A 22,245-nucleotide genomic window follows, 5' to 3' on the forward strand; every position below is an offset into this window, starting at 1 on the left:
GGTCTGCTCCATCGACCCCGAGGGAATGGAGAAGACCCGCGCGACGAACGTCTGGATCAGGAAGGTCAGCACCAGGGCGACCAGGATCAGAATGGGCAGTTCCTTCCAGAACGAACCCTTCTTTTTCGGTTTGCCCTTTTTGTCCGTGCGGTCGCGCGTGGATTGCGATTCGGCTTCGGCATCAGGCCTGGCATGTCGCCCACCAGAACCACCGACCGAACCGAGCACCGCCGTCTCTTCGGCCGCGGTCTCGTCCGGTCCCTGGCGTACGTGCTGGCCTTCACCGTCGTGGGATCGCGTCACGCGCTTGCCGCCTCCGGGATGTGCTGCGTACGTAAGACCCTGGGTCAGGAAGCCGGAGTTTCCCGCTTCTCCTTGATCTTGGCGGCCTTGCCGCGCAGGTCGCGCAGGTAGTAGAGCTTCGCGCGCCGCACATCACCGCGGGTGACGACCTCGATCTTGGCGATGTTCGGGGAGTGCACCGGGAAGGTGCGCTCGACGCCAACACCGAAGGAGACCTTGCGGACGGTGAAGGTCTCGCGGATGCCACCGCCCTGGCGGCGGATCACGACGCCCTTGAAGACCTGCACACGTTCCCGCGAGCCTTCGATGACGCGCACGTGCACATTCAGCGTGTCACCGGCGCGGAAAACCGGGATGTCCGAGCGCAGCGACTGTGCGTCGATCGAGTCAAGCGTGTTCATCGGGTCCGTTCCTTCGTTCACGGGCATGGGCGCGTCCGTGCCCATGCTGAAAGGTCTTCGATGTGGCGCGCGCGGCCGCTCACGCCGCGCAGCAACTGGTTCAGTGTGCCAGATCGCTTTCGCACGGTTGAGGGTGGGGCGCGCCCATCGCGTTCAATTGTGCCGAAGCCGGTCGAGCACACGCTCGTCGGCCTCGTTCAGTTCCACCGCCTCGAGCAGCTCGGGACGGCGCTGGTAGGTGCGTTCGAGAGCCATGTCGCGGCGCCAGCGCTCGATCGCGGCGTGGTTGCCGGACCGGAGCACCTCGGGGACCGCGAGCCCGCGCCACTGCTCGGGCCTGGTGTAGCAGGGCCCCTCGAGCAATCCGTCGGAGAACGAGTCCTCGCGCGCCGAGGCCGGGTTGCCGAGCACCCCGGGAAGCAGCCGCACGACCGCCTCCACCATGGCCAGCACCGCGACCTCGCCGCCGACCAGCACGTAGTCCCCGATGGAGACCTCCTCGACGGTGTGCCGCCGAGCGGCGTCGTCGAGCACCCGCTGATCGATGCCCTCGTAACGGCCACAGGCGAACACCAGCCGGGAGGACTCCGCGTACCGGTGCGCGCACTCCTGGTCGAACGGGCGGCCCGCCGGAGTGGGCACCACGAGCGTCGCGGGCTCCTCGCCGAGCACCTCGTCCAGGGCCGGACCCCAGATCTCGGGTTTCATCACCATCCCCGGACCGCCCCCGTAGGGAGCGTCGTCCACCGCACGGTGCACATCGTGGGTCCAGTCGCGCAGGTCGTGCACGCCGATCTCGATGAGTCCCCGCTCGATGGCCCGCCCGAGCAGCGCCTGGCGCAGCGGGGCGAGGTATTCCGGGAAAATGGTGACCACGTCGATGCGCATGGCTCACTCCACCTCGAGCAGGCCGTCCGGCGGATCGATGGTCACCCTCGCCTGTTCGAGGTCGACCGCGGGCACGATCTGCTTGACGAAGGGCACGAGCACTTCCCGGTCACCGGCATCGACCGCGAGCAGTTCCCCGCCCGCACCGTGCACCACCTCGATGACCGTTCCGACTTCCGCGCCGTCCACGGTCACCACGGTGAGCCCTTCGAGTTCGTGGTCGTAGAACTCGTCCGGGTCCTCGTTCGGTGGCAGATCCCCGGTGTCCGCGAGCAGCAGGCAGCCGCGGAGTTCCTCGGCCTGATCCCGCCCGCGCACCTCGTCGAACGTGACGAGCAGGCGGGTGCCGTGGGGACGGGCGGCGGACACGGTGAGGGTGCGCGGAGTCTCCCGCCTGCGCCGTGCGGTCAGCCTCGATCCCGAGGCGAACCGTACTTCCGGCGAGTCGGTCGACAGCTCGACCGCGAGTTCCCCGCGCACCCCGTGTGCCTTGGCGATACGGCCTACGGCTACTTCCACGTTCGCCTACGCGTCGGTGTCGACCACATCGACACGGACGCCACGGCCGCCGACACCGGACATCACGGTGCGCAACGCGGTCGCGGTACGCCCGCCGCGCCCGATGACCTTGCCCAGGTCATCGGGGTTGACGTGCACCTCAAGGATGCGGCCGCGCCGGGTGGTCACGAGATTCACCCGCACGTCGTCCGGGTTCTCGACGATGCCGCGGACGAGATGCTCGAGCGCGTCCGCGAGGAAGCTCATGCGTCGGCTTCCGGCGCGGCCTCGGCGGACTCCTCACCCGACTTCTCGGCCTTCTTGGCCTCCGCCGGGCGCTTGTCGCCGCCCTTCTTCTTCTGCGTCGTCGCCTCGGCGCTGGCATCGGAGCCCGCTGCGGCGAGCGCCTCGTTGAACAGCTCCTGCTTGCTCTTGCGCGGTTCGGCGACCTTCAGCTTGCCTTCCGGAACGGGCTCGCCACGGAAGCGCTGCCAGTCCCCGGTGATCTCCAGGAGGCGCTGCACCGGCTCGGTCGGCTGGGCGCCGACTCCCAGCCAGTACTGGGCGCGCTCTCCGTCGACCTCGATGAAGCTCGGCTCCTGCTTGGGGTGGTACTTGCCAATCGTCTCGATGGCCCTACCGCTGCGCCGAGTGCGCGCGTCGGCGACGATGATGCGGTAGTACGGCTGGCGAACCTTGCCGAGCCGCTGCAACTTGATCTTGACGGCCACGGGTGAGTTGATCCCTTCGATTCCTGCATTGTCAGTGCTTGGCGTGTTGCACACGTGCGCACCGCGTGGGGAATGCGGGGACGTGTGGCAAGTACTCAGGCCGTACGGGGATGGATGAGAGGGCCACCCTGCACGGACAGCCACCCATTATGCCAGAGGCGCGAACGGGGCCAATCGCACCCCTGCACTGGTGAGTGCCGCGCGCACCGCGATCGCCCGGTCCACCGCCTCCGCGCTGTCCCCGTGCAGGCACAGTGAATGCGCCCGGCTGTGCAGCAGGGTGCCGTCGACGGCGGTGATCTCCCCGCGGGTGGCGAGCCCGATGGCCCGCCGCACGACCGGTTCGGTGCCCTCGAGCAGTGCGTTCGGCTCCCGCCGCGGCACCAGGGTGCCCTCCGGGGTGTACCCGCGGTCGGCGAATGCCTCGCTGATCGGCTCGCATCCGGCGGCCGCGGCGGCGGCGAGCAGTTCGGATCCGGGAAGGCCGAGGATCGGCAGCCCGGCGATCCGGCGCACCCCCTCGACCACCGCGCGGGCCTGCCCGGTGTGCTGCACGCAGGCGTTGTACAGCGCCCCGTGCGGTTTGACGTAGGTGACCTCGGTTCCCGCGGCGCGGGCGAACCCGGACAGCGCGGCGAGCTGGTAGCTGACCTCGTCGGCGAGCGTCACCGGGTCCACGTCGATGAACCGGCGCCCGAAACCGGCGAGGTCGCGGTAGGACACCTGGGCGCCGATCGCCACCCCGCGCTCCGCGGCCGCCGCGCACACCTCGCGCATGATCGAGGGATCGCCCGCGTGGAAACCGCAGGCGACGTTGGCGCTGGTGACCACATCGAGCAGCGCGGCGTCGTCGGTGAGCGACCAGCTGCCGAAGCCCTCACCGAGATCGGCATTGAGATCGATGGTGTTCTCGCTCAGGTCCCCGGTCATGTCGGCAATACTCTCGTGGACAGCAGCAGCAACGCCAAGGCGGGCAGGAAATTGCTCACCTGGTGGGCGACCATGCTGGCCCCGGTCGATCCGGTCACCAGCCGCGCCAGTCCGATGGGCACCCCGATCGCCAGCAGCAGCAGGGTGCGCGCCGGTTCGAGGTGGCTGGCCGCGAAGATCGCGGTGGAGAGCACACAGGCGGTGATCGGCCCCCATCTGGCGAGCGCTCCCCAGCACAGGCCGCGGAAGATGATCTCCTCGCAGACCGGCCCGAGCAGGAAGGTGTAGAGAAAGAGCACCACGGCCTGGGGCACCGAGAAATCGCCCTTGACCACGAGCACCCCGACCGCGGAGGTGGCGTTCTCCCCCACGATCTGCTGCCAGACGAGCACCGCGACGACCGTGACGAGGATGCCGAGCCCGCCATACCGCAGCCCGGTGCGCAGCTCACCGGGACGCAGCCGGAGCGCGAAATCGATCCGCGGCCCGTTTCCGCGCCGGGCGGCGAACCCGAGCGCGGTCGCGGCGGCGAGCAGGGTGGGCGCGATCGTGGCGATCAGCGCGACGGTGGCCGAGGCGGGCCGGTTGCGTGGCGCGAGTGCCGCGGAGATGACCACGGCGGAGAGGATGTAGATGGCCAGGACGATCAGGAACGCGCCGAGCCCCCAGCGGTGTTCGGGAAGTGGACGAGCGATCGCACGGACCCGTTCTGCCCAGCTGTGGAACCGGTACGGCAATCGGGCGGATGCCTTTCCATCCACGTATCCCTCCTCTGACCACGCTCCCCGGACACCCTAGGCCACGAGCGTGTCTGGGCCATGTCAGCGAATCAGCCTGCCACGCAGGACGATGTGCCGGGGCTTGCGCAGCGCACCGAGATCCTCACGGGGATCGGTGTCGTAGACGAGCAGATCGGCGGCCGCGTAGTCGGCGATCCCCAGGTAACCGAGCCAGTCGCGGGCCGCCCAGCTGCCCGCCCCGATCGCGGCGTGCGTGCTCATCCCGCACCGGTGCAGCGCCTCGATCTCGTCCACGATGCGGCCGTGTTCGATCCCGCCGCCCGCATCGGTTCCGGTGTACACCGGGATCCCGGCCTCGATCGCCGCCCCGATGGTCTGGTCCACCCGCGCGTGCAGGTCCCGCATGTGCGCGGCGTAGACCGGGTACCGGCTCGCCGAATCGGCGATGTCCGGGAAGTTCTCGATGTTGATCAGGGTGGGCACCAGCGCGGTGCCCCGCGCGGCCATCTCCTCGATGGTCGGCGCGGTCAGCCCGGTGCCGTGTTCGATGCAGTCGATGCCCGCGCCGATCAGCCCGGGCAGGGCGTCCTCGCCGAACACGTGCGCGGTGACCCGGGCCCCGTGCTCGTGCGCGACCGCGATGGCCTCGGCGAGCACCTCGTCGGGCCACAGCGGCGCCAGGTCGCCGGCATCCCGGTCGATCCAGTCCCCGACCAGTTTCACCCAGCCGTCACCGGACTGGGCCTGTTCGGCCACGGCTTCGGGCAGCTGGGCCGGATCCTCGAGTTCGGTGCCCAGTCCGCGAATGTAGCGGCGCGGGCGCACGATGTGCCGGCCGGAGCGCACGATGCGCGGCAGCTCGAGCTTGCGCTGCAGCGGCGCGGTGTCGATGGGGACCCCGCAGTCGCGCACCAGCAGCACACCGGCCTCGCGTTCGATCCGCGCCTGCCGCTGCGCCTCCTCGAGGTCGACCCCGCCGTCCGGGCCGATGCCGATGTGACAGTGCGCGTCCACGAGCCCGGGGAGCAGGTACCCGTCCTCGGCCACGGTCTGCGCACCGGGAACCGGGGTGGTGGTGATCCGCCCGTTGACGACGAAGACCTCGCGCCGCTGTCCATCGGGCAGCACGGTGCCCGCGAATCGCATCCCGGACATCGCTTCAGTTCTTCTTGTTGCCGAAGTCGAGCTTGGACGGGTCGAAACCGGGCGGCAGCTGGTCGAGCCCGGAGAGCCCGGGGGGCAGCTGGTCGAGTCCCTTGGGCATGTTCGACAGGTCGGGCATCCCGCCGCCCATGCCGCCGAGCCCCGCGGGCAGCGCGCCGGGCTGGGCGGGACCGCGTCCCTTGTTGTTGCCCTTCTTGCCCTTCTTGCCCTTGCGGGTGTTCTTGTTCGACTTGGTGGCCTTGCGCCCGCCGCCGGGCAGCCCGAACTGGCCGCCCATCTGCGACATCATCTTCTTGGCTTCGAAGAACCGGGTGACCAGCTCGTTGATCTCGCGGACCTCGACACCGGAACCGCGCGCGATGCGGGCGCGCCGGGAACCGTTGATGATCTTGGGGTCGGCCCGCTCGGTCGGGGTCATACCGCGGATGATCGCCTGCACCCGGTCCAGCTGCTTGTCGTCGACCGCGGCGAGCTGGTCCTTGATCTGGCCCGCGCCCGGGAGCATGCCGAGCAGGTTGCCGATCGGGCCCATCTTGCGGATGGCCTGCATCTGTTCGAGGAAGTCCTCGAGGGTCAGTTCCCCGGTGCCGATCTTGGCCGCGGCGGCCTCGGCCTGCTGCGCGTCGAAGACCTGTTCGGCCTGCTCGATGAGGGTGAGCACATCGCCCATGCCGAGGATGCGGCTGGCCATCCGGTCGGGGTGGAAGACGTCGAAGTCCTCCAGCTTCTCCCCGTTCGAGGCGAACAGGATGGGCTGGCCGGTCACCTCCCGCACGGAGAGCGCGGCACCACCACGGGCGTCACCGTCGAGCTTGGTGAGCACCACCCCGCTGAAGCCGACCCCGTCGCGGAAGGCCTCCGCGGTGGTCACCGCGTCCTGACCGATCATCGCGTCGACGACGAACAGCACCTCGTCCGGGCTGACCGCCGCGCGGATGTCGGCCGCCTGGCGCATCAGTTCCTCGTCGATACCGAGCCGTCCCGCGGTGTCCACCACGACCACGTCGTGCTGGGCGCGCTTGGCCTCCTCGATACCCCGGCGGGCCACGTCGACCGGATCGCCGACCCCGTTGCCCGGCTCCGGGGCGAACACGCTGACCTCGGCCCGCTCCCCGACCACCTGCAGCTGGGTGACCGCGTTCGGCCGCTGCAGGTCGCAGGCGACCAGCATGGGCGCGTGCCCCTGGCCCTTGAGCCAGCGGCCGAGCTTGCCGGCAAGGGTGGTCTTACCGGACCCCTGCAGACCGGCGAGCATGATCACCGTCGGCGGGGTCTTGGCGAGGTTGATCCGCCTGGTCTCCCCGCCGAGGATGCCGACGAGTTCCTCGTTGACGATCTTGACGACCTGCTGGGCGGGATTCAGCGCGGCATGGACCTCCTTGCCCTTGGCGCGCTCCTTGATCCCGGAGATGAACGAGCGCACCACGGGCAGCGCGACATCGGCCTCGAGCAGCGCGATCCGGATCTCCCGCGCGGTCGCGTCGATATCGGCGTCGGTCAGCTTGCCCTTGCCACGCAGATTGGACAGGACGCCGGTGAGCCGGTCGGACAGTGTGTCGAACACGGGTGAGCCACTCCAGGTCGCATCGGTTGACTGCTGTCCACGAGGGTAGCCGAGACCCGGCCGGGCGGGTGCACGGCGGAGCGGGACACCCCTCGTCTGTCCCGCTCCACCGCGATGGGCGGGCACCGCAGGGCACCTCTCCCTTGTGCCGGCCGCCGTCCCCTCTCGCCGCCGTCCCCCGCGCCGTTTCACGTGCCCTGCCGTGCCCGTGCCCATTACTCTGCCGTTCGCGGGCGGCTCGCAATACCGTGATGGCACGCGATCCGGCTGAGTATTTCTACTCAGTGGCGATTAGGCGGATTCCCGGACCGCGGCGAGCACCGCGGCCTCCACCCGGGCCCGCAGCCCCGGTCCCGGGCGCGCGCCCGCCCCGTCGACCAGGCACACCGCGAGGAACGCGGTCGGGCCGAGCGTGCTCGCCCGCGCCCAGCGCACATCGAGGTCGTGCTGTTCGAGGGCGGCGGTGGCGTGGTAGAGCAGGCCGACCGAATCGATCGCGCGCAGTTCGAGAACGGTGGCATCACTGGCCTCGTCGTCGAACCAGAGCACGTGCGCGGGGGCGGACTCCTGCCGTGGCCGCGGATAGTCCCGCTCCTTGGCCGCGACCCGGTCCGCGAGTTTCAGGGATCCGGTGACCGCCAGCCGCAGGGTCTCGCGCAGCGCGGCGGGATCGGGCAGCGAACCGAACCGCGGCCCCACGGTGAAGGACTGCACGGCGAACCGGTCCTCGGTGCCGACCGTGGCCGCGTGCATCCGCACCCCGTGCAGCACCAGCGTCCCGGCGATCCTGGACAGCAGCCCCGGCCGGTCGGGTGCGGCGATGGTGAGCTCCGCGTCCGCGGCGCCCGGTTCCAGCACGAGCTCGATGCCGCGGTGCTCGCGCGCCCTGCGCAACACGGCGTCCTCGGTCCCGGTACGCGCCCGCCGCGCCGCGGGCACGGTCCCCGCGATGGCCGCGCGCACCCCGTCGACGAGTTCGGCGACCAGTGCCTGTTTCCACTCGCTCCACATGCCCGGCCCGGTGGCCAGCGAATCGGCCTCGGTGAGCGCGCGCAGCAGTTCGAGCAGCACCACATCCCCGCCGACCGCCTCGGCCACCCTGGCCACGGTGACCGGATCGGCGACGTTGCGCCGGGTCGCGGTGTGCGGCAGCAGCAGGTGATGGCGCACCATCAGTTCGAGCCGGCCCACATCGACCGCGGCCAGGCCGAGGCGTTCGCCGATCTGGGCGGCCAGCCGCGCACCGAGCACCGAATGGTCCCCGCAGCGCCCCTTGCCGATGTCGTGCACCAGCGCGCCCAGCAGCAGCAGATCGGGCCGGGCGACCGTGGTGACCAGCGAGGCCGCCTGCACGCAGGTCTGCACGAGGTGCCGGTCCACGGTGTAGCGGTGCGGCGGTTCGCGCGGCGGGAGATCGCGGACCGCGCCCCATTCCGGGAAGAGCCTGCCCCACAGTCCGGTGCGGTCGAGCGCCTCCACCACCTCGATGAGCCCGCTGCCCGAACCGAGCAGGGACAGCAGGCCGCGCAATACCGCGGCGGGCCACGGGCTGGCCGGTTCCGGGGCCTGCTGGGCGAGCGTGGCCAGGGTTCCCGCGGAGATCGGCGCGTTCGCCGTGCTCGACGCGGTGGCCACGCGCAGCAGCAGGGCGGGATCGGTACGCGGGGCGGCGCCCTTGGCCAGCGCGACCTCCCCGCCGTGCAGCACCACGCCGTCCTCGAGCGGGGTGCGCCGGACCGCCTTGCCCGGGCCCGGCCCCGCGGCCCGCATCGCGACCTGCAGGGCGTACGCGATCGTGCGGCCCGCGCCGGAGATCGCCCGCGCCAGCTCGAACCGGTCACCCATCCGCAGCGCGGCCGCCACCTCGGCGCTGTCCTGGGCGCGCAGCACATCCCGTGGCTTGCGGGTCACCCGGTGCAGTTCGGTGCGCACCTCGGCGAGCAGGTCGCGGGCGGCGAGCACCTCCGCGGACGGCCGGTCCACCAGCTGGGCGAGGGAGAGCGCGCGCAGTATCTGCACATCGCGGAGCCCGCCCCTGCCGTGTTTGAGGTCGGGTTCGGCGCGCTGCGCCAGCTCGCCCGCACGGGCCCAGCGCGCCGCATTGGCCTCGGCGAGCTCGCCGACCCGGTTGCGCGCCGTGCCGCGCCACTGCGCACGCGCCTCGGTGCGCAACCGTTCGGCGAGCGCACCGTCCCCGGCGAGCGGGCGCGCCTCGAGCAGCCCGAGCGCGGTCCGCAGATCGCCCGCGGCGATCCGGCACGCCTGGCGCACCGTGCGCACCGCGTGATCGAGCCCGATCCCCGCGTCCCACATCGGGTACCACAGGGCTTCGGCGATCCGTTCCACCCGCGATCCCCGGCCCTCGTGCACCAGCAGCAGGTCGAGATCGGAGTAGGGATGCATCTCGCGGCGGCCGAGCGCGCCGACCGCGACCAGGGCCAGCCCTTCCCGGTCCACCCCGCAGCCGCGCGCGTGCTCGGCCAGCCACAGTTCGAACAGCTCGGTGAGCGCGGCGCGCAGTTCGGCGCCGCCGAGCTGACCGATCAGCTTCTCCCGCACCCGGACCACATCGTGCGCCGAATCGGCACGGTCCACGCCTGCCCCCATTGCTCAGAGCGCGTCGGCGCCGCGCTCCCCGGTACGTACCCGCACGATCTGCTCGACCGGGGTGGACCAGACCTTGCCGTCCCCGATCTTGCCGGTGCGCGCCGCGTCCACGACGACCTCGATCACCTTGTCGACCTGTTCGTCCTCCACGACGACCTCGACCCGCACCTTCGGCACGAAGTCGACGGAGTACTCCGCGCCCCGGTAGACCTCGGTGTGCCCTTTCTGCCGCCCGTAGCCCTGCACCTCGGAGACCGTCATGCCGAGGATGCCGAGCCGTTCGAGCGCTTCCTTGACGTCGTCCAGCGTGAACGGCTTGACGATCGCGGTGACCAGTTTCATGAGCTGCTCCCCTCGGTGACCTTCGCGGAACCGGCGACCTTCTCCGGCGGCCCCGGCGCGGGCCTTCGGGCGAACCCGCTGCGTCCGGTGCCTATCCCGCCGAACTGGTACGCGCTCTCGGCGTGCTCGGCCTCGTCGATGCCGCCCGCCTCGTGCTCGCGGTCCGCCCGGAACCCGATCGTCTTGCTGATCGCCAGTCCGATCACGGTACTGAGCACGAAGGAGAACGCCAAGACCGCGAGCGCGCCGACCGCCTGACGCCACAGCTGATCGGCTCCCCCGCCGTAGAACAGGCCGTCCACCCCGGCGGGTGCCGCCGCGGAGGCGAAGAACCCGATGAGCACGGTGCCGGAGAAACCACCGACCAGGTGCACGCCGACCACGTCGAGCGAGTCGTCGAAACCGAACCGGTACTTGAGCCCGATCGCGAGCGCGCACAGCACCCCGGTGACGGCACCGATGGCGAGCGCGCCGATCGGGGTGACCGCATTGCACGCGGGGGTGATCGCGACCAGCCCGGCCACGATCCCGGACGCGGCACCCAGGGTGGTGGGTTTCCCGTCCCGCAGGCGCTCCACGAGCAGCCAGGCGAGCATCGCCGCGCAGGTGGCCACGAGGGTGTTCACCATGGTGACCCCGGCAGCCGAATCCGCCGCGAGCGCCGAACCGGAATTGAACCCGAACCAGCCGAACCACAGCAGCGCGGCACCGAGCATGACCAGGGTGAGGTTGTGCGGTTTCATCGGTTCGCGCGGCCAGCCCAGCCGTTTGCCGAGCACCAGGGCCAGCGCGAGGCCCGCGGCGCCCGCGTTGATGTGCACCGCGGTGCCGCCCGCGAAGTCGATCGCCTTGAGCTGATTGGCGATCCAGCCGCCGACCGTCTTGCCGTCCTCGGTGTCGAAGGCGAAAACCCAGTGTGCGACCGGGAAGTACACGATCGTCGCCCAGATCCCGGCGAACAGCAGCCACGGCCCGAAGCGCGCGCGGTCGGCGATCGCGCCGGAGATCAGCGCCACGGTGATGATCGCGAACATCGCCTGGAACGCGACGAACACCAGTGAGGGAATGGTGCCGTGCAGCGATTTCGGGTCGAGCAGCCCGGCCAGGCCGAGGAACTCGCCCGGATCGCCGAGCAGCCCGGCGCCCACGTCGTTACCGAAGGCCATGGAGTAGCCGAACAGCACCCAGAGCACGCCGACGACCCCCATCGCGCCGACCGACATCATGATCATGTTCAGCACGCTCTTCGTCCGCACCATGCCGCCGTAGAAGAACGCGACCCCGGGCGTCATCAGCAGCACGAGTGCGGCCGAGACCAGCACCCAGGCCGTATCGCCACTGTTCACCGAACCACCTCTGTCGTCATCGGACGTTCATTGCCAGACAGCGTGCGTGCCCGCTGTTTCACGAACGGGCTCCCGATGTTGCGGGCAGGTGAACGGACCCGTTTCCGGGGTTACATCCGCGCTACGCTCGAGGGGTGTCCACCATCGACGCGGTGTTGTCCATGGCGGCGGCCGGGCTGTTCCTGTTCACCGGAAGCGCCAAGGTGTCCGGGAATCCACGGTCGATCGCCGATGCGGAGCGGTTCGGCCTGCCGCAGCGGGTGTACCGGCTCATCGGCGGTTGCGAATTGGCAGGCGCGGCCGGGGTGCTGCTCGGCTGGCTGATCTGGAGCACCATCGGCGTGCTCGCGGCGACCGGGCTGGTCCTGCTCATGCTCGGGGCGCTCGCCTTCCACCTGCGCGCCAAGGACGAGCTGCCCGCGCTCGCCCCGGCAGCCGGATCCGGGGTGCTGGCACTGGCCTGCCTGATCAGTCAACTCGTCACCTGAAGGGCGTAGCGCTTTGACCATCACAGTGGAACAGCACGCAGCGGTCACCGCGATCGGCATCGACCGCCCGCAGGTACGCAATGCCGTCGACCGGGTGACCGCCGGGGAACTCGCCGAAGCATTCCGTGCCTTCGACGCCGATCCCGAGGCCGCGGTCGCCGTGCTCTACGGCCACGGCGAGGCCTTCTGCGCGGGCGCCGATCTCAAGGCGGTCGCGAACGGATCGGGCAACCGGGTCGCCCCGGACGGGGACGCCCCGCTCGGGGTTTCCCGGATGCGGCTGGGCAAACCGGTGATCGCCGCGGTCTCCGGGCACGCGGTCGCGGGCGGGCTCGAACTCGCGCTGTGGGCGGATCTGCGGGTGGCCGACGAGACCGCGGTGTTCGGGGTGTTCTGCCGCCGCTGGGGTGTCCCGCTCATCGACGGCGGAACCGTGCGGCTGCCCAGGCTCATCGGTGCCAGCGTCGCCATGGACATGATCCTGACCGGCCGCCCGGTCGGTGCCGAGGAAGCCGGGCGGATCGGCCTGGCCAACCGGGTGGTGCCGCAGGGCCAGGCGTATTCCGCGGCGATGGAACTGGCCGCGAACCTGGCCGCCTTCCCGCAGACCTGCCTGCGCCAGGACCGGCTCTCCGCGCTCGAGCAGGAGGGGCTGGACGAGCGCACCGCTCTGACCGGCGAGTTCGCCCACGGCATGGTCTCGCTCGCCGCGGACAGCCTCGACGGGGCGAGCCGGTTCGCCGAGGGCGCGGGACGGCACGGCCGGTTCTAGCGGATCAGGATGCGTGCTGGGCGCGCTCGAATAGCGGTTCGGTGATCGCGGTGCTGAACTGCGGTCCGACCAGATACCGGGTGCAGTGCTCGGTCCTGCCGGTCGGGCAGGCCTTCCCCGCCTGATCGAAGAATCCGGCTTTCTCGTTGTCGCCGACGACCACACCGTGACCGGTCTCCGGGTCGAGTTCGGCGATCCGCGGCCCCCCGCTCGATCCGCCGCCCATCACGCAGCCGGTGCCCCACAGTCCTCTCGGTTCCGGGCGGTCGGTCGTACCCGGATATTCCCGGGGATCGCCGTGACAGTAGGCCAGCCGGTCACCGCGGAATTCCGGAAGGCCTTCCCTGGCCGGGTCCGATACCGCGCGTGGATAACCGAACTGGGCGACCGGTGCGGCACCGGGCTCGTCGAAGCCGATGTCCTGCGCGGCCCCGGTCGCGTCCTGCACCGGCTGCCCGCGCTCGTTCCCGCCGAGCACCAGGAAACCCTGGTCGTAGGCGTTGAACCGGGGGTCCTGCTGGTCGTTGCGCAGCCAGGTCCGGTCGGCGAACCCGAAGCGGGCGGCGAATTTCCCGTACGGCGCCTGACCGTCGCGGTAGCCGGGAACGAACATCAGATTGGCGTTCCACTGGTTGTCCTCACCGATCAGATCGGTGTTGTTCACACAGTGCCCCGCGGTGACCACGGTGCTGCGGTTGGCGCTGTCCAGGATGGTCGCGGTGCACGAGGCGTCCTTGCCGTGGTCGGTGTAGAACAGCCTGCCGACCGTCTCCGGGATGGCGTTCCGCGTTGTCCACGGTGCGCCGTCGGGACCGCTTTCCGGCGGATTGTCCGAGGACGGCTGGGTGAGCGCGGCGATGCGTTCCGGTGTCCAGTAATCCAGCACCTTCTGCTGTGCCGCCGAGTCTCCGGCCAGGGTCTTCGCCGCCACACTGTCCGCGGTCCCGGCGAACGCCGGTGCGGAAAGCCCCACGGTCACCGTCGTGATGCCGATGGTCAGGAAGATCCGGGTACTGATCGCTCGCCTTCGTCGCACATGGCGCAAGCTAGCGCAACCATGTCAAGGACCGATGAAGAACTGTCAGGCGAGGCAATCCCTAGGCCGAGCGGGCGATGGTGGCGGTGCGGCTGGGCGTCCGCAGCGCGTGGGTGAAGTCGCCGAGCACGCCTTCCAGGGTGCTGCGCAGCTGCTCCCCCGGCCGCAGCGCCTCGTCCAGCTGGCTGTCCAGCACGAACAGGCTCTGCAGCACGTGCCATGCGCCGAGCGAGTGCACCACGGGGCGCAGTCCGTAGTCCAGCGAGAGCACGTGCGCCGGGCTGCCGCCGGTCGCGATCGGCAGCACCGCCTTGCCCGCGAACGCGAACTGGGACAGCAGATCCAGGAACACCTTGAGCAGTCCGGAGTACGCGGCCTTGTAGGTGGGGGTGGCGAGCAGGATCCCGTCGGCATCGGCGACCGCGCGTACCGCCGATTCGATCTCGGGATGCGTGGTGTCCGCGGCGAGCAGCGGGCCCGGATCGAGCTCCCGTAACCGCAGGTGATTCGCGTCGACCCCGCCGGAGCGCAGCGCGGTGACGGCATACTCCGCGACCGCCGCCGAACGTGAGGACCGGGAGGGACTCGAGGAAAGCGCCAACACGGTAGCCATGTCCGTCACGCTAACGGGAATCCGATCGTGTCGGACTCCGATCTCAGTGGCTGGTCGGGTTGACGAACGGACGCTCGGATGACAAGTATTCAGCGTGAATGATCGACAGTGGGGCTTCCGCACGCGCGCCTTGCACGCGGGTGGCCGCCCGGATGCGAGTACCGGGGCACGCGCGGTGCCGATCTACCAGAGCACCAGTTTCGTGTTCTCCGACACCGAGGACGCGGCGACGCTGTTCGCCTTGCAGAAGTACGGGAATATCTACTCTCGCATCGGGAATCCGACCGTGGCCGCGGTCGAGGAGCGGCTGGCCAGCCTCGAGGGCGGGATCGGTGCGGTGGCCACGGCTTCCGGGCAGTCCGCCGAGTTCCTCACGTTCGCCGCGCTCGCCGGTTCCGGGGATCACATCGTGGCCTCGAACGGGCTCTACGGCGGCACGGTCACCCAGCTGGACGGGACACTGCGCCGGTTCGGGGTCGACACGAGCTTCGTCGGCGGTGAGGTGGACAGCTTCGCCGAGGCGATCACCGAACACACGAAGCTGTTGTTCACCGAACTGGTCGGCAATCCGAGCGGGGACATCGCCGACCTCGAGGCCCTCGCGGATCTGGCGCATGCCAACGATATTCCGCTCGTGGTGGACGCGACCCTGGCCACGCCCTTCCTGTGCCGCCCGATCGAGCACGGCGCGGACATCGTGCTGCACTCGGCGACGAAATTCCTCGGCGGGCACGGCACCACGCTCGGCGGGGTCGTCGTGGAGGCCGGGAAGTTCAACTGGGGCAACGGAAAATTCCCCGCGATGACCGAGACCGTGGACTCCTACGGCGGATTGAAGTACTGGGAGAATTTCGGGGAGTACGCCTTCTGCACCCGGCTGCGCGCCGAACAGCTGCGCGATATCGGCCCCGCGCTCTCCCCGCATTCGGCTTTCCTTCTGCTGCAAGGGATCGAGACGTTGCCGCAGCGGATGACCGAGCACGTGGCGAACGCGGACCGGGTGGCCCGTGAACTCGCCGCCGATCCGCGGGTGGCCTGGGTACGCTATGCGGGACTTCCCGAGCACCCGCACCACGAGCGGGCCGCGCGCTATCTGCCCGAGGGCCCGGGCGCGGTTTTCGCCTTCGGGGTGCGCGGTGGGCGCGAGGCGGGCCGGAAGTTCATCGAATCGGTGCGGCTGGCCAGCCATCTGGCCAACGTCGGCGATGCCCGCACGCTGGTGATCCATCCCGCATCCACGACGCACCAGCAGCTTTCCGACGAGCAGCTGCGTTCCGGCGGAGTGGAACCGGATCTGATCCGCATCTCGGTCGGTATCGAGGATGTCGAGGATATCCTGGCGGATATCGATCAGGCACTGGAACAGGCGGTCGCAGTATGACTTGGCAGGCACCGGGAGCCCTTGCCCGGCAACGGATCCTGAACCGGACTCGCGCGGTGACGATCATCGGGGCCTCGGCCAATCCGGCGCGGCCGAGTCATTTCGTGGCCAGCTATCTGCTCGCCTCGAGCGACTACGAGGTCTCGTTCGTCAACCCGACCCTGACCGAACTGCTCGGCAAACCGGTCTATCCGAGCCTCGCCGAGGTTCCCGGGAACCCCGATCTCGTCTCGGTGTTCCGCAAGCACGAGGATCTGCCCGCCGTGGCCGAGGAGGTCATCGCGGCCGGGGCGCGCACCCTGTGGCTGCAGCTCGGGCTCTGGCACGAGGAAGTCGCCGAGCGGGCCAGCGCCGCGGGGCTCGACGTGGTCATGGACCGCTGCGTGAAGATCGAGCACGCCCGGTTCCACGGCGGACTGCACCTGGCCGGGTTCGACACCGGGGTGATCGACTCGCGCCGTCCTTCATGACCGAGCCGGTTGCCGCGCTGCTGCTGGTCGATCTCCAACGGGGCTTCGTCACCGGGGACAGCGCCGTCCCCGCGGCGGTTCCCTTGCTGCGCACCGTTTCCGCGCTGCTGGAGCGGGCGCGCGCCTCGGGTGCCTTCGTGGTGCAGCTGCAGAACGACGGACCCGAGGGTGAACTCGACGAACCGGGAACGCCCGGCTGGCAGCCGTATTTCCCGCCCGCCGAGGGCGAACCGGTGGTGCGCAAGACCGCCGACGACGGCTTCTACGAAACCGAGCTCGGGGAGCTGTTGCGGGCCAAGGAAATCCGGCGTCTCGCGGTGTGCGGGGTACTCTCCGAGATGTGCGTGCGCGCCACCGCGGAGGAGGCACTCGACCGCGGTTACGGCGTCGTGCTCCCGCATGACGCGCACGCCACCTACGACATCCCGCCCGCACCCGGGGATACCGATCCGGTGCCCGCGGCCATGGCGGCGCGCACGGCGGAGTGGTCCCTCGGCGACCAGGTCGAGATCCTGGCCGCCGCCGGGCAGGTGCGGTTCACTCGCCCGCGCTGACCGGTTCCGGCTCGGGTTCCGGTTCGGCCAGGGTGCGCGGGTCGGGTCCGCTGTGCCGCAACGAAAGCAGCCCGCCGACCACCAGCGTGATGATCACCCCGAACAGCACGAACAGCGGGAACTGGATGGCCTTGCCGTCCACCTTGACCGCGAGCGCGAGCACGGCGACCACGACTACCGTGGTGATGAACGCGATGATCGCGTCCAGCTGGCGCGCCTTCTTCACGAAGATCCCGAGCAGGAACGCTCCCAGCAGCGCGCCGTAGGTGAATCCCGCGATGCTCAGTGCCTTCTGGATCACCGGATCCTTGTCCGAGCTGAACGGCAGCGAGAAACAGAAGAACACCAGGCCCCACACGACCGTCCACATGCGACCGCGGCGCAACAGGCTCGACTCGCTCGGCTCGTGCTTGGTGAAACTCTTGAAGATGTCGATGACCGTGGAGTTGGCCAGGGAGTTGATCGCCGAGGCGAGCGCGCCCATCGTGGAGGCCAGGATGCCCGCGATCAGCAGCCCGGAGACCCCGACCGGCAGCTCGCTGACGATGAACTTCGGGAAGATGTCGTCGCTGCTGCTGATCCCCGGGATCAGCTGCTTGAGCTCGGGGAGCTTGTGCTGGCCGAAGTGCGCCCACAGCATCACGCCGACCATCAGGAACACGAAGAACTGGATGGTGACCGCGAATCCGCTGCCGATCAGCGCCTTCTGGCCGTCCCTGAGGTTCCGGCAGGCCATCACGCGCTGGGTGATCAGCTGGTCCGCGCCGTGCGAGGCCATCGCGAAGAACGCGCCACCGACGACCGCGGTGACGAACGCGTACGGGCTGGTGAGGATGTGCACGATGCCCGAGTCGAAGTCGAACACCTTGAACAGTCCCTGCTGGGAGGCGGCGCCCCACCAGCCGCTGGGCAGCTTCGTGGCGAGCACGCCGATCGCGACGAGCGCGCCGCCGAGGTAGATGATCATCTGGATGGTGTCCACCCAGACCACGGCGCGGATTCCGCCGACGAGCACGTACACCAGGGTCAGCGCGGTGAGCACGGCGACGATCTGCCAGTAGCTGATGTGCACGCCGTAGGTCTTGAAGATCAGGTTGATCGGGATCGCACCGGCGAACAGCCGCAGCCCCTCGGCGAGCAGCCGGGTGACCACGAAGACCACCGAGGACACGCCCTGCATCCCGGGGCCGAACCGCTTGCCGAGGAACGCGTACGAGGTCTGCAGGTTCCCGGAGAAGAACCGGGGAAGCAGAATGAACGCGGAGAGCATGCGCCCGATGATGTAGCCGAACGGCAGCTGCAGATAGGTCAGCCCGTTGTAGCCCATCGCCGTCCACACCAGACCCGGGGTGGAGATCACCGTCAGCGTGGATGTCTCGGTCGCGACGATGGACAGCATCACCGCGCCCCAGGGCAGATTCCGTTCCCCGATGAAGTAGTCGGTCGAGGATTTCTGTTTCCTGCCGAAGAACATGCCGATCAGTGGCATCGCCAGCAGGTACACCACGATGATGGCGATATCGATGGGATTCACGGCTACCTCCCTGTGCCTTCCCCTTCGCTGGTTGCTACGACCCGCAGCCACTCCGGCGGTCCCGGACGTGGCTCACCGAGCCGCGTACCCGTTCCCGCGGGCGTGATCGAGCCGAGCACTCTTGGTGCATCCGCCCCGGTCGCGGACGGCACATTACCCGCAACCCCGTGCCACGTCAGCCAACCGAGCAAACCGGCGAGTACCGCCTCCTTCGCGTCCACCGGCAGCCCGGCCTCGGCGCTGGTGCGCACCACGGTTTTCCCCCGAAGGTGTTCCCCGATCCGGGCGCACAGCAGCGGATTCGCCGCCCCGCCTCCGGAGAGCAGCACCTCGGCCACCCCGTGTTCGGCGCAGGCCCGCGCGATGGGGATCGCGGTGAGCTCGGTCAGCGTGGCGAGCAGATCGGCGAGCGGGAGCTCCCGGTACGGCTCGATCATCCGCGCGTCGAAGTACTCCTTGCCGGTGGACTTCGGCGGGCGCCGTGCGTAGTAGGGATCCTCGAGCAGGGCGCGCAGCATCGGCTCGTGCACCACACCGGTCCGGGCGAGCGCCGCGTCCACGTCGTACGGGCTTTCCTGGTCCCCGCGCTGTTCCCAGGCGATGTCGAGCAGCGCGTTGCCCGGCCCGGTGTCGTAGCCGAAGGTCGGTTCGCCCGGCGCGACCACGGTGATGTTGGCGATCCCGCCGATGTTCACACAGGCCATCGGGGCGGATCCGCCGAGCCCGCGCAGCAGCAGCTCGTCGAGCACCGGGACCAGCGGGGCCCCCTGACCACCCGCGGCCACATCCCGGGGCCGGAAATCGGCGACCACCGGAACCCCGGCGCGCTCGGCGATCCAGGCGGGCTGGCCGAGCTGCAGCGTTCCCCTGGTCTTACCGTCCTCGACGAGGTGATAGAGCGTCTGGCCCATCGAGGCGACCAGATCGACCCGGTCGAACTCCGCCGCGATCGAGCCGAACACCTTGCCGAGCTCGGTGTCGAGCAGGCACAGGGTCCGCGCGTCGAGGGCGGCACCGGCCACCGCCGACCCCAGCTCGGCGCGCAGCCAATCCGGATAGGGCACCGTCCGGCTCGCGCCGAGGCGCAGCTCGATCCCTTCGGCCACCGGTTCGATCTCGAGCACCGCGGCGTCCACGCCGTCCATCGAGGTACCCGACTGCATTCCGAGAACACGCACGAATGAGCTTTCTACACCAGGTGCGAGGGCTCCCGCCGGAGAGGATGACAAGATGGGCGGCGTGTCCACTACAACCCTGATCGTGATCATCGCGGTGGTCGTCGTCGTGCTGGCGCTCGCCGTCGTGCTCGGCCTCGTCCTCGCGCGCAAGCGGCGCATCAGCATCCGTGATGACCAGCAGCTCACCGAGACACCCCAGCAGAAGAGCGGGGGCTACACGGCCAGCTCCGGGTTCAACCTCGCCTCCGGTTCGGCCGCGACCGCGCAACCACCGGTCACCGAGGAGGCACCGGCCCCCGGGGAACCGGCCGAGGAGCACCCGGTCGCCGAGCGCACCGAGGTCGACGGCCAGCCAACGGTCGGGGACGACGCCGCCGTACCGCGCGATTCCGAACAGCGCGGGATCGTGGACGTCGGGCTTCCCGAACAGGCTCCGGAACCCGAACCGGCACCCGAGCCCGAGCCGGCGCCGGAGGCGAAGGCCGAACCGGAACCGGAACCAGCGCCCGAGCCGGAGCCCGCGCCAGAACCCGAAGCGGCACCGCGCGAGGAGATCGCGCCGAGCGAGGGCCGCCTCGAACGGTTGCGCGGGCGCCTGTCCCGCTCCCAGTCCACGCTCGGCCAGGGACTGCTCGGCCTGCTCGGCGCCGGGGATCTCGACGAGGACTCGTGGACCGAGATCGAGGACACGCTGCTGCTGGCCGACCTCGGCTCCGCGACCACCATGGATGTGGTCGAGAAGCTGCGCACCGCGATCAGCACGCGCGGTGTGCGCAGCGCGGCCGAGGCCCGCACGGCACTGCGCGAGGTACTGGTGACCGCACTGGACACCGAAGCGGACCGGGCCGTGCGCGCGCTCCCGCACGCGGGCGGGCCCGGGGTCGTGCTCGTCGCCGGGGTGAACGGCACCGGCAAGACCACGACCACCGGCAAACTGGCCCGGGTACTCGTCGCGCAGGGGCGTTCGGTGCTGCTCGGCGCGGCGGACACGTTCCGCGCCGCGGCCGCCGATCAGCTGGAGACCTGGGGGCAGCGGGTCGGCGCGGAGACCGTGCGCGGCAAGGAAGGCGCCGACCCGGCCTCGGTGGCCTTCGACGCGGTGCGCAGGGGCGGCGAGTCCGGAGTGGACACCGTGCTGATCGACACCGCGGGACGGCTGCACACCAAGACCGGACTGATGGACGAGCTCGGCAAGGTCAAGCGCGTCGTGGAGAAGCAGTCCAAGATCGACGAGGTGCTGCTCGTGCTGGACGCGACCACCGGGCAGAACGGGCTCACCCAGGCACGGGTGTTCGCCGAGGTCGTGGACATCACCGGAATCGTGCTCACCAAGCTGGACGGCACCGCCAAGGGCGGCATCGTGTTCCAGGTGCAGCGCGAACTCGGGGTCCCGGTCAAGCTGGTCGGCCTCGGTGAGGGCGCCGACGACCTCGCCCCCTTCGAACCGGCCGCCTTCGTGGACGCGCTGCTGGCGAACTGAGTCCCGCTACCGGCCGAGGCGCCCGCCGATCGCGTCGGCGAGCGCCGCGGCCGGTCCCTCGGGTTCGGCATCCTTGGACAGCAGCACGAACTCGATCTCGTCCGGTGCGGGCAGGCCCATCGAGCCGGGCAGCTCCACCAGGCCGTCCGGGATGAGCGAGCTCGCGTGCAGCATCACCCCGAGCCCGGCCAGCGCGGCGGCACGCAGTCCGATCAGGCTGCTCGTACGGCACACCGAACGCCAGGACATCCCCTCGCGTTCCAGGGCTTCGAGCGCGAGCTGCCGGGTGACACTCGGCTTCGGGTACTGCACGAGCGGCACCGGCTGTCCCGGCTCCAGCACCGTGGCCGCCGAGCCGACCCAGGCCAGCCGGTCGCGCCAGAGCAGCCTCCCGTGGCTGGCGCCGCGGAACCGTTTGCCGATCGCGAGGTCGAGCCGCCCGGCCCGCATCCGCTCGGTGAGCACATCGGAGAGCTCGACGGTCAGCTCCACTTCCACGAGCGGATTGTGCGCCCGGAACCGGCGCAGGATCTCCGGCAGCGCGGTGAACACCAGGTCCTCCGAGGCGCCGAACCGCACCTTGCCGCGCAGCTGCGCGCCGGCGAAATGGCGCAGTGCCCGCTCCCCCGTCTCCACGACCGAGCGCGCGAATCCCACCATCGCCTCGCCGTCCACCGTCGGCACCACCGAATGGGTGTCCCGCTCGAACAGCGTCGCGCCCACCGCGGCCTCGAGTTTGCGCACGTGCTGGCTGACCGTGGACTGGCGGCAGCCGAGCTGTCCGGCGGCCGCGGTGAAGCTGCGGTGTTCGGCTACGGCGAGGAAGGTACGGCAGAGCAGTGGATCGAGCATACGGCCAGTTTATCGCGCTGCGCGATAGCAGTTAGAGTCATGATCATACTTCCCAATCACCAGACCTACCCGGACAATGGTGACGTGCAGGTTTTGAGGTTCGGTCGCACCCTGTTGACCAAGACGCGCATCGACGGGTTCATCCTCGCCATCCTGGCCACGGTGGGCATCGCGACCCTGCTGCCCGCCTCCGGGCACACGGCCGAGGGGTTCTCCATCGCCACGACCATCGCGGTCGGGCTGCTGTTCTTCCTCTACGGGGCGCGGCTTTCCACCAGGGAGGCGATCCGCGGGCTCGCGCACTGGCGGCTGCACCTGACCGTGTTCGGGGCGACCTATGTGCTGTTCCCGCTGCTCGGGCTCGCCTCGATCG

Annotated in this window: 24 protein-coding genes and 1 pseudogene; 7 read left to right on the plus strand and 18 right to left on the minus strand. The window is 70.0% G+C overall.

Annotated elements, in window-relative coordinates; genetic code table 11:
* From AD72_RS34080 to AD72_RS34140, 13 genes and pseudogenes are all read right to left on the minus strand, one after another.
* Window positions 1-228 (minus strand): annotated as a pseudogene (locus AD72_RS34080) (signal peptidase I); the annotation flags it as partial.
* Between the two features lie 119 nt (window positions 229-347).
* Window positions 348-704, minus strand: coding sequence for a 50S ribosomal protein L19 (gene rplS, locus AD72_RS34085; RefSeq protein WP_031470780.1), 357 nt, complete (start codon window positions 702-704; stop codon window positions 348-350).
* Between the two features lie 153 nt (window positions 705-857).
* Window positions 858-1,592 (minus strand): tRNA (guanosine(37)-N1)-methyltransferase TrmD, encoded by a 735-nt coding sequence (gene trmD, locus AD72_RS34090; protein ID WP_031470781.1) that lies wholly within the window; start codon window positions 1,590-1,592, stop codon window positions 858-860.
* A gap of 3 nt (window positions 1,593-1,595) precedes the next feature.
* Complete coding sequence (gene rimM, locus AD72_RS34095) at window positions 1,596-2,111, minus strand: ribosome maturation factor RimM (protein WP_031470782.1); 516 nt, start codon at window positions 2,109-2,111, stop codon at window positions 1,596-1,598.
* A 6-nt stretch (window positions 2,112-2,117) separates the two neighbouring features.
* Window positions 2,118-2,357, minus strand: coding sequence for an RNA-binding protein (locus tag AD72_RS34100; RefSeq protein WP_020495181.1), 240 nt, complete (start codon window positions 2,355-2,357; stop codon window positions 2,118-2,120).
* Window positions 2,354-2,821, minus strand: a complete 468-nt coding sequence (rpsP, locus tag AD72_RS34105) for a 30S ribosomal protein S16 (RefSeq protein WP_031470783.1) — start codon at window positions 2,819-2,821, stop codon at window positions 2,354-2,356. The genes AD72_RS34100 and rpsP overlap by 4 nt, the downstream gene beginning before the upstream one ends.
* 147 nt (window positions 2,822-2,968) lie before the next feature.
* A complete protein-coding gene (locus tag AD72_RS34110; protein ID WP_031470784.1) occupies window positions 2,969-3,751 on the minus strand; it encodes a LamB/YcsF family protein in 783 nt (260 codons plus the stop codon).
* The gene (locus tag AD72_RS34115) at window positions 3,748-4,512 is read right to left on the minus strand and encodes a CPBP family intramembrane glutamic endopeptidase (protein ID WP_082469324.1); all 765 of its coding nucleotides are present in this window, start codon (window positions 4,510-4,512) and stop codon (window positions 3,748-3,750) included. The genes AD72_RS34110 and AD72_RS34115 overlap by 4 nt, the downstream gene beginning before the upstream one ends.
* Before the next feature lie 60 nt (window positions 4,513-4,572).
* Window positions 4,573-5,637 carry an amidohydrolase family protein gene (locus tag AD72_RS34120; RefSeq protein ID WP_037348372.1) on the minus strand — a complete coding sequence of 355 codons (1,065 nt, stop codon included), beginning with the start codon at window positions 5,635-5,637 and terminating at the stop codon, window positions 4,573-4,575.
* A gap of 13 nt (window positions 5,638-5,650) precedes the next feature.
* Window positions 5,651-7,219: a signal recognition particle protein gene (gene ffh / locus AD72_RS34125; protein ID WP_031470787.1), complete on the minus strand. Its 1,569-nt coding sequence runs from the start codon at window positions 7,217-7,219 to the stop codon at window positions 5,651-5,653.
* A gap of 291 nt (window positions 7,220-7,510) precedes the next feature.
* On the minus strand, window positions 7,511-9,826 hold the full coding sequence (locus tag AD72_RS34130; RefSeq protein ID WP_031470788.1) for a [protein-PII] uridylyltransferase: 2,316 nt from the start codon (window positions 9,824-9,826) through the stop codon (window positions 7,511-7,513).
* A 3-nt stretch (window positions 9,827-9,829) separates the two neighbouring features.
* Window positions 9,830-10,168 carry a P-II family nitrogen regulator gene (locus AD72_RS34135; protein ID WP_020495188.1) on the minus strand — a complete coding sequence of 113 codons (339 nt, stop codon included), beginning with the start codon at window positions 10,166-10,168 and terminating at the stop codon, window positions 9,830-9,832.
* Window positions 10,165-11,514, minus strand: coding sequence for an ammonium transporter (locus AD72_RS34140; RefSeq protein ID WP_031470789.1), 1,350 nt, complete (start codon window positions 11,512-11,514; stop codon window positions 10,165-10,167). Before AD72_RS34140 ends, AD72_RS34135 begins: the two co-directional genes overlap by 4 nt.
* Before the next feature lie 134 nt (window positions 11,515-11,648).
* On the opposite strand from AD72_RS34140, the gene AD72_RS34145 reads away from it, so the two are divergent.
* Both AD72_RS34145 and AD72_RS34150 read left to right on the plus strand, forming a co-directional pair.
* Window positions 11,649-12,002: a DoxX family protein gene (locus AD72_RS34145; protein ID WP_051899322.1), complete on the plus strand. Its 354-nt coding sequence runs from the start codon at window positions 11,649-11,651 to the stop codon at window positions 12,000-12,002.
* Window positions 12,003-12,015: 13 nt separating this feature from the next.
* Entirely contained in the window at window positions 12,016-12,774 is a 759-nt protein-coding gene (locus AD72_RS34150) for a crotonase/enoyl-CoA hydratase family protein (protein ID WP_031470791.1), read from the plus strand.
* A 4-nt stretch (window positions 12,775-12,778) separates the two neighbouring features.
* Here AD72_RS34150 and AD72_RS34155 read toward each other — a convergent pair whose 3' ends face one another.
* Complete coding sequence (locus tag AD72_RS34155) at window positions 12,779-13,810, minus strand: trypsin-like serine peptidase (protein ID WP_031470792.1); 1,032 nt, start codon at window positions 13,808-13,810, stop codon at window positions 12,779-12,781.
* A gap of 61 nt (window positions 13,811-13,871) precedes the next feature.
* Window positions 13,872-14,423: an NADPH-dependent FMN reductase gene (ssuE, locus tag AD72_RS34160; protein ID WP_031470793.1), complete on the minus strand. Its 552-nt coding sequence runs from the start codon at window positions 14,421-14,423 to the stop codon at window positions 13,872-13,874.
* A gap of 94 nt (window positions 14,424-14,517) precedes the next feature.
* Between ssuE and AD72_RS34165 the strand changes: the two genes are divergently transcribed.
* The 3 genes from AD72_RS34165 to AD72_RS34175 are packed head-to-tail and all read left to right on the plus strand — an operon-like array spanning window position 14,518 to window position 16,828.
* Window positions 14,518-15,804, plus strand: coding sequence for an O-acetylhomoserine aminocarboxypropyltransferase/cysteine synthase family protein (locus tag AD72_RS34165; RefSeq protein WP_031470794.1), 1,287 nt, complete (start codon window positions 14,518-14,520; stop codon window positions 15,802-15,804).
* Window positions 15,801-16,274 carry a CoA-binding protein gene (locus tag AD72_RS34170; protein ID WP_031470795.1) on the plus strand — a complete coding sequence of 158 codons (474 nt, stop codon included), beginning with the start codon at window positions 15,801-15,803 and terminating at the stop codon, window positions 16,272-16,274. The genes AD72_RS34165 and AD72_RS34170 overlap by 4 nt, the downstream gene beginning before the upstream one ends.
* Complete coding sequence (locus AD72_RS34175; protein ID WP_031470796.1) at window positions 16,271-16,828, plus strand: cysteine hydrolase family protein; 558 nt, start codon at window positions 16,271-16,273, stop codon at window positions 16,826-16,828. The genes AD72_RS34170 and AD72_RS34175 overlap by 4 nt, the downstream gene beginning before the upstream one ends.
* Here the strand turns inward: AD72_RS34175 and AD72_RS34180 are convergent.
* A complete protein-coding gene (locus AD72_RS34180) occupies window positions 16,812-18,362 on the minus strand; it encodes a sodium:solute symporter (RefSeq protein ID WP_031470797.1) in 1,551 nt (516 codons plus the stop codon). The two genes, AD72_RS34175 and AD72_RS34180, sit on opposite strands and share 17 nt — an antisense overlap.
* A gap of 2 nt (window positions 18,363-18,364) precedes the next feature.
* On the minus strand, window positions 18,365-19,540 hold the full coding sequence (locus AD72_RS34185) for an anhydro-N-acetylmuramic acid kinase (RefSeq protein WP_156365515.1): 1,176 nt from the start codon (window positions 19,538-19,540) through the stop codon (window positions 18,365-18,367).
* A gap of 52 nt (window positions 19,541-19,592) precedes the next feature.
* Here AD72_RS34185 and ftsY point away from each other — a divergent pair, with 52 nt between their 5' ends.
* The gene (ftsY, locus tag AD72_RS34190) at window positions 19,593-21,020 is read left to right on the plus strand and encodes a signal recognition particle-docking protein FtsY (RefSeq protein ID WP_031470799.1); all 1,428 of its coding nucleotides are present in this window, start codon (window positions 19,593-19,595) and stop codon (window positions 21,018-21,020) included.
* Window positions 21,021-21,026: 6 nt separating this feature from the next.
* Here ftsY and AD72_RS34195 read toward each other — a convergent pair whose 3' ends face one another.
* Window positions 21,027-21,872, minus strand: coding sequence for a LysR family transcriptional regulator (locus tag AD72_RS34195; protein ID WP_031470800.1), 846 nt, complete (start codon window positions 21,870-21,872; stop codon window positions 21,027-21,029).
* Between the two features lie 39 nt (window positions 21,873-21,911).
* On the opposite strand from AD72_RS34195, the gene AD72_RS34200 reads away from it, so the two are divergent.
* The coding region (locus tag AD72_RS34200) for a bile acid:sodium symporter (protein WP_031470801.1) at window positions 21,912-22,245 on the plus strand (334 nt) is incomplete at its 3' end.

The organism is Sciscionella sediminilitoris (assembly GCF_000737195.2).
In the GTDB taxonomy this organism is placed as follows: Bacteria; Actinomycetota; Actinomycetes; order Mycobacteriales; family Pseudonocardiaceae; genus Sciscionella; species Sciscionella sediminilitoris.